A 12,651-nucleotide genomic window follows, 5' to 3' on the forward strand; every position below is an offset into this window, starting at 1 on the left:
AATCCTCCCCGATCAATTCCGACAACCAACATACCATGACATGCGCCTTGGCGCGTGTCCGGCCCGCCATGGACAACAACGACCTCTTCGCAGACGATATCGCCGAGCCTGCCGTGGCCGGCACTCCCCCCGCCGCGCCGCCGCCGCCGGTCGCCGACAGCGACGCCGGCGAGTGGATTCCGCTCGACCTGTACGCCGAGCGCGCCTACCTCGAATACGCCATGAGCGTGGTCAAGGGCCGTGCCTTGCCGGAAGTGGCCGACGGCCAGAAGCCGGTGCAGCGCCGCATCCTCTACGCCATGCGCGACATGGGCCTGACGCACGGCGCCAAGCCGGTGAAATCGGCGCGCGTGGTCGGCGAAATCCTCGGTAAATACCACCCGCACGGCGACAGCTCGGCCTACGAGGCGCTGGTGCGCATGGCGCAGGACTTCACGCTGCGCTACCCGCTGATCGACGGCCAGGGCAACTTCGGCTCGCGCGACGGCGACGGCGCGGCAGCGATGCGTTACACCGAGGCGCGCCTGACGCCGATCGCCGAACTGCTGCTGTCCGAGATCGACATGGGCACGGTGGACTTCGTGCCCAACTACGACGGCGCCTTCGACGAACCGGCGCTGTTGCCAGCCCGCTTGCCGATGGTGCTGCTCAACGGCGCCTCCGGCATCGCCGTCGGCCTCGCCACCGAGATTCCGCCGCACAACCTGACCGAGGTGGCCGGCGCCGCCGTCGCCCTGCTCGACAACCCCGAACTTACCACCGCCGAGCTGATGGCTTACGTGCCGGGGCCGGACTTCCCCGGCGGCGGCCAGATCATCACCCCGGTCGAAGACATCCTCGCCGCCTACGAGAGCGGCCGCGGCAGCGTGCGCGTGCGCGCCAAGTGGGAGGTGGAAAAGCTGGCGCGCGGCCAGTGGCGCGTGATCGTCACCGAGCTGCCGCCCGGCTCCAGCGCGCAGAAGGTGCTGGCCGAGATCGAGGAGGCCACCAACCCGAAGGTGAAATCCGGCAAGAAGACGCTGACGCAGGAGCAGCAGAACCTCAAGAGCCTGATGCTCTCCCTGCTCGACCGCGTGCGCGACGAGTCCGACAGCGACAGCCCGGTGCGGCTGGTGTTCGAACCCAAGTCGAGCCGCCAGGACCCGGACGAGTTCATCAACGTGCTGCTGGCGCAGACCAGCCTGGAGGGCAACGCCGCGCTCAACCTGGTGATGATCGGGCTGGACGGCCGCCCCGGCCAGAAGGGGCTCAAGCCCATCCTCGCCGAGTGGCTGGCGTTCCGCCGCCGCACCGTGACGCGCCGCCTCGAGCACCGTCTCTCCCAGGTGGACAAGCGCATCCACATCCTCGAAGGCCGCATGATCGCCTTCATCCACATCGACGAGGTGATCCGCGTTATCCGCGAGTCGGACGAGCCCAAGCCTGACCTGATCAAGGCCTTCGGCCTGACCGAAGTGCAGGCCGAGGACATCCTGGAAATCCGCCTGCGTCAGTTGGCGCGGCTGGAAGGCTTCAAGCTGGAGAAGGAACTGTCCGAACTGCGCGAGGAGCGCGAAGGCCTGCGCCACCTCCTGGCTACGCCGGACGCGCTGACCGGGCTGATGCGCGACGAAATCCAGGCCGACGCCGCCAAGTACGGCGACGCGCGCCGCAGCGAGATCAAGGCCGCCGAGCGCGCGGTGCTGACGCAGACCATCGCCGACGAGCCGGTCACCATCATCCTGTCGCAGAGGGGCTGGATCCGCGCCCGCGTCGGCCACAACGTCGACCTCTCGGCGCTCAGCTTCAAGGACGGCGACGCGCTCGCGACCGTGGTGGAAACGCGTACCGTGTGGCCGGTCATCGTGCTGGATTCCAAGGGTCGCGCCTACACCGTCGATCCGGCCGTGGTGCCGACCGGGCGCGGCGACGGCGTGCCGGTGGCGAGCCTGGTCGAGCTGCAGGATGGCGCCAAGCCGGCGCAGCTGATCTCCGGCCCGGAAACCACGCGTTTCGTGCTGGCCAACTCCGGCGGCTATGGCTTCATCGCCAAGATCGGCGACATGGCCGGCCGGGTCAAGGCCGGCAAGGCGTTCATGACGCTGGAGGATGGCGAAACCGTACTGGCGCCGCTGCCGGCGCCGGCCAAGCTCGACGCACTGCGACTGGTGGCGGCCGCCGACAACGGCCGCCTGCTGGCGTTCCCGGCCGGTGAGCTGAAGGAGCTGGCCAAGGGCCGCGGCTTGATGCTGATGCAATTGGGCGAGGGCGAGGCGCTCACCGCGATCGGCCTCGTCGGCGGCGACAAGGCGCAGCTGACGGCGCAGTCGGTGCGCGGCAAGCAGAGCGAGGAGAAGGTGGCGCTCGCCGAGTACGACGGCAAGCGCGCGCGGCGCGGCCAGCTGCTGCCGAAGAAGTGGCTGGTGACGGCCATCGTCGATCCGGCCGGACGCGCATGATCGAGCTGCCGCGTTCGCTCACGCTGCCTTCGGCCAACGCGCTCAGGCTGTTCAACGCGTTCCGCGGCACCATCGTGCTGGTGCTGCTGCTGGTGTCGCAGCTGCACGGCTTCGACGGCGAGCCCTTGCTGGTGGCCGGGCCGGCGTTTTACAGCTGGGTGCTGACCTACTCGATCCTGATCGGGCTGTGGCTGTCGCTCGGGCGCGGCCCGCTGGCGCACGGCGTGCAGGTCACGCTGGGAGTCAGCGTCGATATCGTCATGATCATCGCGCTGATGGCGCTCAATGGCGGTGTGAAAAGCGGTTACGGCGTGCTGTTGCTGCCGTATCTGGCGGTGGCCGGGCTGCTGGCCTCCGGCCGCTACGCGCTGTTCTACGCCGCGCTGGCCAGTCTGGCGCTGCTGGGGGTCACGCTGTACGACATCCTGGCGTTGAACGGCACCACCGGTGAGCTGGTGCAGGCGGCACTCCTGGCCAGCGCCGGATTCGTCACCAGCGTCACCACCCACCAGCTGGCCCGGGTGGCGCGCGAGTCGGAGCAACTCGCCGCGGCGCGCGGCAGCGAGATCGCCCAGCTCAACCGCCTTAACGAGCTGGCGCTGCAGAGCCTGCGCGAGGCGGTGCTGGTGCTCGACCAGGAAGGCCGGGTGCGCCAGTTCAACGACGCCGCCACGCGGCACTTCGCCCTGGTCGAGCGTGGCAAGCTGCTGCCCGAGCTGGCGGCGCCGGTGGCGCGCTGGCGCCAGGACGGCTGTCCCTTGCTGGCGCGGCCGGTGCAGCTCAACGCCCAGCCCCAGGCGCTGATCGGGCGCATGGTGCCGCTCCTGACCGGGGACACCCCGACGCTGCTGCTGTTCCTGCGCGAGACGCGCGAGCTGGCGGAAGAGGCGCGCCAGCTCAAGCTGGCGGCGCTGGGGCGGCTGACGGCCAATATCGCCCACGAAATCCGCAACCCGCTGGCGGCGATCAGCCACGCCGTCGAGCTCTTGGGCGAGGACGCCGTCGACCCTTCCGCGCGGCGCCTGACGGCGATGGTGCGCGACAATACGCGGCGTATCGACCGCCTGGTGGAAGAGGTGCTGGCGCTCAACCGGCGCGACCGGGTGCGCCCCGAGGTGCTGCGCCCGGCGACGGTGCTGACCGAGCTGGTCGAGCAGTTCGTGCTCGGCGAAGCCGCCGCCGCCGGCCGCATCGTCACCACCTTCAACAGCCCGCGCGCCATGATCTTCGACCGCGGCCACCTGGCGCAGATTCTCGGCAACCTACTGGCCAACGGCTGGCGTTACTGCCAGCGCCATACCGGTTCCCTGCGCATCGAGGTCGACGAGAGCGAGAGCGCGCTCCTGATCGACGTGGTGGACGACGGGCCCGGCGTCGGTGCCGAGCACCAGTCCCACTTGTTCGAACCGTTCTATACCACCGAAAGCAGCGGCACCGGCCTCGGGCTCTACATCGCCCGCGAGCTGGCCGAGGCCAACGATGCCCTGCTCGCCTACCTGAGCCCGGGCGGGCGTTTCAGACTGTACTGCCGGAAAGCCTATGACTAGAACCTCCCTCCGCCGCGTGCTGGTCGTCGACGACGAGCCGGACATCCGCGAACTGCTGGAACTGACGCTGATCAAGATGGGGCTGGAGGTGGTCACCGCCGCCAGCGTCGGCGACGCCTGCCGCCAGCTGTCGCGCCAGCCGTTCGACCTGGCGCTGACCGACATGCGCCTGCCGGACGGCGAAGGGCTGGCGGTGGTCGAGCACATCGGCCAGGCCGGGCTCGACGTGCCGGTGGCGGTGATCACCGCCTACGGCAGCGCCGACAACGCGGTGACGGCGATGAAGGCCGGCGCCTTCGACTACCTGCAAAAGCCGGTCAGCCTGGCGCAGCTGAGGACGCTGGTGCAATCGGCGCTGGCGCTGGAGGGACGCGCGGCTGGTGGTGTCGTGGACGGCGCGGTGCGGCTGGCGGGTGAATCGCCGGCGATGCAGGAGGTGCGGCGGCTGATCGAGCGGCTGGCGCGTACCCAGGCCGCGGTCTACATCCACGGCGAGTCCGGTACCGGCAAGGAGCAGGCCGCGCGGCTGATCCACGAGCAGGGGCCGCGCGCGGCGCGGCCGTTCGTGCCGGTCAACTGCGGCGCCATCCCGGAAAGCCTGATGGAGAGCGAGTTCTTCGGTCATCGCAAGGGCGCCTTCACCGGCGCCGACAGCGAACGCGACGGCTTCTTCCAGCAGGCCAACGGCGGCACGCTGTTCCTCGACGAGGTGGCCGACCTGCCGTTGGCGATGCAGGTCAAGCTGCTGCGCGCGATCCAGGAGAAGCGCGTGCGCAAGCTGGGCGGCGGCCCCGAGGAGGCGGTCGACGTGCGCCTGTTGTGCGCCACCCACCACGACCTGGCTGCGCTGGTCGACAGCGGCGCGTTCCGCCAGGACCTCTACTACCGCCTCAACGTCATCCAGCTCACCATGCCGCCGCTGCGCGAGCTGCGCGAGGACATTCCGCTGTTCGTCGGCCGCCTGCTGGAGCGGCTGGCCGGCGACGGCCCGCGTCCGCGCCTCAGCCCGGACGCGGTGAAGGCGCTGTTGGGGTACAACTATCCCGGCAACTTCCGCGAACTGGAAAACATTCTCGAACGCGCCGTGGCGCTGGCCAGCGACGCGCGGGTGGCCGTGGCCGACCTGCAGTTGTCCGATGCCGCGTGCAGCGAGGGCGGGGCTGAGCCGCCGGTGGCGGGCGGGGGCGAAGGGTTGCAGGAGTACCTCGATCGGGTCGAGCGCGATGCCATCGTCAAGGCGCTGCAGGCGACCCGTTTCAACCGCACCCAGGCGGCCAAGCTGCTCGGGGTCAGCTTCCGCTCGCTGCGCTACCGCCTGGAGCGCCTCGGCATCAAGTAGCGTCGCCCAGGTTGGCCGAAGCCGGACTGACCCGGTGTTCGGCCAACCTGGCCGGGCACGCCTCGGATCATCCAGGGCCATCACAGAACCTGGGGCAGAGTGATGAAAAGTGGCTGTCGGCTCGCCGCAGCCATGCCAAACGCTTAATCTCCTTGCCTCTGTGCCGGCTTCGCGTCCATCATGGAGGCTCAAGTCCCATGCTGAGGTGCCAACCGAATGAGTGTCGACTTTGCCAGACTCAAGGTCTTGGTGGTGGACGACCAGGTCCTGATCCGAACCCTGATGACGCAGGCCCTGCGCAATATGGGCCTGCGTCCGGAGGCCATCCTGCAGGCGGCCGACGGCGCGGCCGCCATCCGCACCCTGGATATCCGCCAGGTCGACTTGGTGCTGTGCGATATCCAGATGGACGGTCTGGACGGTATCGGACTCTTGAAAGAACTGCGCTGCGGGCAGACCGCCAACCCGTCCAACCTGCCGTTCATTTTCCTGTCCGGGCACGCCGACCGCAGCAACGTGCTGGCCGCGGCGCGTCTGCACGCCGACGGCTTCATCGTCAAACCACCCAAGCCGGCCGACGTGGAAAAGGCGATCGAACTGGCCATGACCAAGCCGCGCCCGGAGGCAGACCCGTTCCGCTATTTCTCGGTATCGACCCACTCTGGCCAGGTGCAGCACTTCAACCAACCCCACGCCTCCACCCTGCTTGAGCACGCGGCGCTGGACGAGCCCCACCATGCTGCCGCCATTCTGCTGCCCCTGGAGGGGGTCAAGCCCGGCATGGTGCTGGCACGCGATCTGACCAATCTGTCCGGCCACCTGCTGCTGCCCAAGGGGACCCGCATCACCGCCACCCAGCTGGCTGCGCTGCGCAACTTCCGCGACCGCTACGGTGTCAGCCATCTGTCCATCGTGGAGCCCGACCAGCCGGGTCGGGACTGAGCCATGACCGACGGCAAGGGGCGCTGGACGCAGACGGTTGCCATCGGCCGGGCGGTGGTGCTGGTGGTGATCGTGCTGGGCGTGCTGCAGGGGCTGGCCTCCTACCTGCTGCTCCAGGACTCGCTGCACCAGTACCGCCGTGCCCAATGGCTGGTCGACCTCAACCGCGCCTCGCACCAACTGTTCCTTGCTGCCGATTTTCTGGAACGGGAAGGCGCCCAGACCCGCCTGCTGCTGGTGCACTCCCAGCCGCCGGGGCGCTACGAAATGCCCGCGCTGCAGCGCCTGCGTCAGCAGGGCGACCGGGCCTTGGCCGAGGCGCTGCACAGCGTGGAAGTGCTGGAAGGGACGAGGGACCGGGCCAACCTGGTCGCGATCCGCCAGCGTTATGACCATCTGGCCAAGCTGCGCGCCGAGATCGACCGCTATTTGCAACACCACCCGGGCCGGGCCGATGAAAGCCTGGCCTTCAGCTGGCAACTGGCCAGCAACCACCTGTTCGAAAGCATCGACGCCGAACTCGCCAACCACTCGTACCGTCTCGGCGACGATGACAACGAGCTCCAGAGCCGGCTCGCCGGGGTCAAGTTCGATGCTTGGCTGCTGCGCCGTGCGATCGGCAGTGAAGGGGCGGCCCTGCTGATGCGCCTCGAGCTGAAACGGCGCCTCAACTCCAGCGACGAAGCCGACCTGGCGTCTCAGCGCGAACGTGGCCTGCTGATGCTGGAGCTGTTGCAGAGCAATATCCGCTATCTCGGTCCGGGTGCACTGTCGCAGCGTCTCACCAAGCTCAACGCGGCGACGTACCAGTTGTTCCGCATGAGCAACGCGCAACTTGCCGAATTGCAGGGCTCGGCGGCCTCGCTGCCGGTCAGCGGAATCTACGTGGAGGCCATACGCCGGGCGCACGACGAGGTGCTGTTCCTGTTCGACGACGCCTCCCGGCTGGCGGAATCGACGCTGGAGGAGCATCGTCAGGCGCTTTATCGCGAGCTGCAGCTGACGGTGCTCGCCTCGCTGCTGGCGTTCGCGCTGTACGCGGCGCTGCTGTTCGCCGTGATGCGCCGCATCCTGCGCCCGCTCCGGCGCCTGCAGCAGGTGCTGGATGCCACCCGCGACGCCATTCTCACGGTCAACGATGAAGGCATCATCCAGATGGCCAACCTGGGGGCGGAGCAGCTGTTCGGCTATCGTCGCGACGAACTGCCAGGACGGGCCTACGGCGAGCTGTTGGAGCTGGAGCAAGCCATGCCGCCGGGGGATGGCGTCACCCCGGAGGGCGCCGAGAGCCGTCTGCAGGGGGTCGGCATCCGCCGCGACGGCAGCCGCTTCTTTACCGGTATCACCTTGAGCGGCATGGCGCAGGGGCGCTTCGGGCGTCACACGCGCCGCTTGCTGGTGGTGCGCGACGAACACGAGCAGCGCCTGGTGGAAATGGCGCACGCGCGCAGCCTGGCCCTGCTGTCGGCGATCTCGGGGGTGACCGCGCTGCTGTTGGCCAACCGTGCCCGCCAGCACGTTTTCAGCCGGCTGCTGGCGCTGTTTCTCGAATTCTGCCATGCCGCGGAGGGCGGGCTGATCGTGGTCGAGCCCGATCCGGCCGGTGGCGAGCGTTTCCGCTTCCTGGCCCGGCAAGGATGCCGCGACACCCTGGCCTGGGACGTTCTGCTGGATTCGCTCTCCGAGCTGCTGGCGACGGCCGACGGCCACATCGAGCGGGAAATGGGGGCGGCGCCGTGGCGGCTGTTGCCGGTCCGGCAGGAGCAGCGGCTGGTGGCGCTGGTGTGCCTGAAGGCGCCGGATCGGGACGCCATGGAGCAGGCGCAGGACGCCCTGCTCGCGGCGTTTGCCAGCATCATGGGCTTCTACGCCGAAGAAAACCGCCGCAAGGCATCGGAGCAGCGGCTGCGGGCCGTGTTGCAGGAAGAGGAAGCCGTGTACGCGGCCTCGCCGGTCGGCTTGCTGCGCATCGACGAAGACTTCCGGATCCTGCGCGCCAACCATGCGGCGGAGCAGATCTTCGGCACCGCACGCGGCGGCTTGCTGCCATTGCATCTGTTCGAACTGGTCGCCGACCAGCAGATCTGGATCCCGCTGGGGCAGGCCTTGTGCAACGCGCGCGAACAGGGCGGCCACGTGCAGTATGAGGCGGAATGTCTGCGCAGCAACGGCATGCCGGTGTGGGCGCTGATCGAGGGTCAGGCACTGCACGGCGAGAGTGTTCAGGGTGGCATGATTCTGGCCTGCCTTGATATCACCGAGCGCAAACAGGCCGAGTTTGCCCTGCAGCAGGCGCGCGACGAGGCGGCGGAGTCCCGCCACCAGCTGCTGGGGGCGATCGAGTCGATTTCCGAGGCCTTCGTGTTGTACGGACCGCACGATCAGCTGCTGCTGTGCAACCAGCGCTTCGCCGACCTGGTCAGCGAGGGGCGGTCATCCGACGCCCTGCTCGGCATTTCGTTTGAGGACACGGTGCGGGCGTTGCTGCAGCGGGGCGAGCGTCCCGAGCCGGGGTTCGACGCCGAGCAGTGGCTCGCCGAGCGGGTGCATCGCCACCGCCAGGGCGCCTCGTCCTTTTCGCTGCAACTGGGCGAGGCGTGGTGGCAGATCAACGAGCGGCAGATCCCCGGGCGCGGCACGGTCGGGGTCTGGGCCAACATCACCGCGCTCAAGCAGCAGGAGGCGGAGCTGATCGAGGCGTGCCGTCAGGCCGACAGCGCCAATCATGCCAAGAGCGCCTTCCTGGCGGCGATGAGCCACGAAATCCGCACGCCGATGAACGGCGTGCTGGGCATGGTCGAACTGTTGGCGCTGACCCCGCTCGACCCCGAGCAGCACGACGCGGTGGACACCATTCAGGAGTCCGCCAAGACCTTGCTGCGCCTGATCGACGACATTCTGGATTTTTCCAAGATCGAGGCCGGCCGGCTCGACCTCGCACCCGAGGCGACGTCGGTGGCCGGCATCGTCGCCCAGGTGCATGGGCTGTACCTGGAAAACGCCCGGCGCAAGGGGCTGTGGTTCACCACCTGGGTCGACGACCGGGTGGCGCCCTGCCTGTTGCTCGATTCGCTGCGGCTGCGCCAGATCCTGCAGAACTTCGTCAGCAATGCGCTCAAGTTCACCCAGCAAGGCTCGGTCGAGATGCGCGTCTCGCTGCTGGCGGAGGATGAGCTGGCCCAGACCCTGCGTTTCGACGTCGTCGATACCGGCATCGGCATGACCAGGGACACCGTGGCGCGCCTGTTCGAGCCGTTCACTCAGGCCGAGAGCGATACCACCCGCCGCTTCGGCGGTACCGGGCTGGGGCTGGCCATCTGCCGCCGCCTGGCCGGGCTGATGGGGGGAGACGTCAGCCTCGACAGCGAACCGGGGCAAGGCAGCTGCGCCACGCTGACGCTGTCGGCCGCGGTGTTGGAGGCGTCGCCTGCGCCGCTCGCCGATGCGCCGCCCGTGCCCTTGGGCCTCGACCGGACGGTGCTGGCCGGTTTCAAGCCGATCCTCTTCGTCGAAGACAACCCGACCAATCGCAAGCTGGGACAGAAGCAGCTGGAGCTGCTGGGCTACCCGGTGGAGGTGGCGGAAGACGGCGTGCAGGCCTTGCAGCGCTGGCGCAGTGGGCACTTCTCGCTGATCCTGAGCGATTGCCATATGCCGGTGATGGACGGCTATCAGCTGGCACGCGCCATCCGCCAGCACGAGCAGCTTGGCGAGGGAGGCGGCCGGATCCCGATCGTCGCCTGCACCGCCAACGCCGGCAAGGAAGAGGCGGACCGCGCGCTGGCGGCCGGCATGGATGATTTTCTCACCAAGCCGCTCAACCTGGCCCAGCTTGGCCGGATGCTGGAGAAGTGGCTGTGCCGCCCGGCCGTGGCGGACATGGCGGCGGAGCCCGGCCCGGAGCCGGCGGCGCCTAAGGGCGAGCCGGTGGAGCGCTCCGCCCTCGCGGTCTACAGCAATGGGGACCGCATGCTGGAATGGGAAATCCTGCAGGACTTCCTGCAGAGCAACCAGGAAGACGTCGTCGCGCTGCGCGCCGCGGTAGACGCCAACGACGGCGCGCGCGTGGCGTGGGCCGCGCACCGTATCAAGGGGGCCAGCCGCATGGTCGGCGCCATGGCGCTGGGCGCGGTGGCCGAGGCGCTGGAAACGGCCGCGCGCCAGCCGGATCCGGGCGGGTTCGGAACCGGCATGGCGGAGTTCGAGGCCCGGCTGCAGGAGCTCACCGTCTGGCTGGAGGCGGAAGGCCAGTCGGCCTGAGCCGGCGCATGCGCTGGTCCGCAGCGCCATGAAAAAACCGCCAGCCTTGCGCCTGGCGGTCCGGCTTCGGCCAACGCTTGCGTTACAGCCGGAAGCGCGAAACGGCGTCGTGCAGGCCCTTGGCCATGCTGTCGATGTCATGCACCACCCGCGTGGCCAGGGCCACGGCACTGCGCGTTTCCGTCACCACCCCCGCCACCTGTTCCACGCTGCCGGCAATGCTGGTGCCGGCCTGGCTTTGCTCGGACATCGAATAGGCGACGCTGCGGAACAGCGCCAGGGTCTGTTCGACGCTGCGGCTGATGCGATGGAGGGTCTCGGCCGCTTCATGCACCTGGCTCGCGCCGTTTTCCACCGCCGGCCGGATTTCCTCCATGCGTGCCGAGACCGTCGACGTCTCGCTCACCACCGCACCGATGATGCTGGCGATCTCGCCGGTGGCCTCGGCGGTGCGTTCCGCCAGCTTGCGCACCTCGTCCGCCACCACGGCAAAGCCGCGCCCGGTCTCGCCGGCGCGCGCCGCCTCGATGGCCGCGTTGAGTGCCAGCAGGTTGGTCTGGTTGGCGATGTCGCGAATGGTCTCGGCGATACCGCTGATGCTGCTGGTGTGCTCGGCCAAGCGCACCACCATGGCGGCGGCACCGGTCACCTGGCCGGAGACGGCGAGGATGCTTCCGGCCGCCTCCTGGGCGACGCCGCAGCCGCTGCGCGCCAGCTCCGCCATGGTCTGCGAGTCGCTTTCGGTCTGCCGCGCGCTGTCGGAAACGTGGTCGATGCTGACCGACAGCTGTTCGATGGCGGCGGCGGCGGAGGTGGTCGACTCGCTGGCCGTGTTCGATACCTGGTCCAGCTTGCGCATCTCGCCGGCCAGTTCCTGGGCGGTATGCGTCATCAGCGTCGACGAGCGGTTGATCTGCTCGATCATCTGGCGCAGCCCGGACTGCATGCGCCGCATCGCCATCAGCAAGCTGTGTTCCTGGCCCTGAGCGACGATGTCGCGGCTCAGGTCGCCGGCGGCGATGGCCTCCATGATTTCGGCGGCGTAGGCGGGTTCACCGCCCAGCGTGCCGATGATGCGCCGTGACATGGCCAGCGACAGCAGGCCGACCCCGATCATGACCGCCGCGCTGACGCCGAGCAGCAGCGACGCCTCGCGCCAGAAGATGGCGTCGACGTCGTCGACGAAGATGCCGGTGCCGACCGTCCAGCCCCAGCGTTCGTAGCGCACCACGCCGTTGAGCTTCGGTATCGGCTGCTGGCTGCTGCCGCGCGAGGTCTGGATCGTGGTGATGCCGTACTTGTGACCCGCCAGCGCCTCCTCGTAGGCCGCCACCGTGGTGCGCCCGTCCGGCAGTGTGCTGCCGAGATCCACCTTGCCCACGCGTTCCGCCTTGGGATGGACCTTGAGCACGTTGTTGGCGTCGCGGGCGAAGAAGTAGAGGTCGTCCACGCGCAGCATGTTGAGGGCGGCGCTGGCCTGCCGTTCGGCCTCGGCGCGGCTCAGCTTGCCCTGTTGTTCCAGGGCGCCATAACGGTTCATCACGCCCTCCGCCATGCGCAGGGCCACCGTGATCTGTTCGCTCTTCTGGCTGTAGAGCTCGCTGCGCAGTGAGTGGAGTGCCAGGCCGGCGATGAGCAGGGTGCCGAGAAAGCTGGCGAGGACAAGGATCATTAGTCGTGTGCGTAGGCGCATGCGGTGTGCTCCAGATGGTCTGTGTCGAGTGTCGTCCGGTCTGCCGGGGAGCCGGCCAGCCGGGCCACGGCGGTGTGGATGTTGTTGTCAGGGCCGTGGTCGTTGGATTTTAAATTATGTGTGTAAACAAACGGCCACGCATCCTGGGTTTTTGTTTCAAACCCTGGTGGGCTCGGAGGCGGCTCCCATGGTCTGGCCTGGCCGGATGGGTTGGTGCTTTTTTGGGCTGAAGCGGGGGTGATTTTGCGGATGGATTTTTCAGCCGCTGTGGTGGAGTTCTGACGGTCTTTTCTTAATTTGTAATTTATAAAATGAAATACATTATTTATTTACGTAAATAATGGTGTTTCGGTGATGTCGGGCCCTTGCAGGATTGAGCGCTGCAGTGCTGGTGGGGCCCTGCGGACTCGCTGTCTTTACGGGGCGCGGACA

The 12,651-nt window shown here is 68.2% G+C and carries 6 protein-coding genes; 5 read left to right on the top strand and 1 reads right to left on the bottom strand.

Annotation, left to right across the window (positions count from 1 at the left end; all coding sequences use genetic code 11):
- Positions 1-68 precede the first annotated feature (68 nt).
- The 5 genes from parC (at position 69) to ABKF58_RS05995 (ending at position 10,526) form a co-directional block, all read left to right on the top strand.
- On the top strand, positions 69-2,438 hold the full coding sequence (gene parC / locus ABKF58_RS05975; RefSeq protein ID WP_482584335.1) for a DNA topoisomerase IV subunit A: 2,370 nt from the start codon (positions 69-71) through the stop codon (positions 2,436-2,438).
- The gene (locus tag ABKF58_RS05980; RefSeq protein WP_482583799.1) at positions 2,435-3,985 is read left to right on the top strand and encodes a two-component system sensor histidine kinase NtrB; all 1,551 of its coding nucleotides are present in this window, start codon (positions 2,435-2,437) and stop codon (positions 3,983-3,985) included. Before parC ends, ABKF58_RS05980 begins: the two co-directional genes overlap by 4 nt.
- A complete protein-coding gene (locus ABKF58_RS05985; protein WP_482583800.1) occupies positions 3,978-5,324 on the top strand; it encodes a sigma-54-dependent transcriptional regulator in 1,347 nt (448 codons plus the stop codon). The genes ABKF58_RS05980 and ABKF58_RS05985 overlap by 8 nt, the downstream gene beginning before the upstream one ends.
- Positions 5,325-5,540: 216 nt before the next feature.
- Positions 5,541-6,266: a response regulator gene (locus ABKF58_RS05990; RefSeq protein WP_482583801.1), complete on the top strand. Its 726-nt coding sequence runs from the start codon at positions 5,541-5,543 to the stop codon at positions 6,264-6,266.
- Positions 6,267-6,269: 3 nt separating this feature from the next.
- On the top strand, positions 6,270-10,526 hold the full coding sequence (locus tag ABKF58_RS05995) for an ATP-binding protein (protein ID WP_482583802.1): 4,257 nt from the start codon (positions 6,270-6,272) through the stop codon (positions 10,524-10,526).
- Positions 10,527-10,608: 82 nt separating this feature from the next.
- Here ABKF58_RS05995 and ABKF58_RS06000 read toward each other — a convergent pair whose 3' ends face one another.
- Complete coding sequence (locus ABKF58_RS06000) at positions 10,609-12,198, bottom strand: methyl-accepting chemotaxis protein (RefSeq protein ID WP_482583803.1); 1,590 nt, start codon at positions 12,196-12,198, stop codon at positions 10,609-10,611.
- Positions 12,199-12,651 lie beyond the last annotated feature (453 nt).

Source organism: Pseudogulbenkiania sp. AW2-16, from assembly GCF_056824575.1.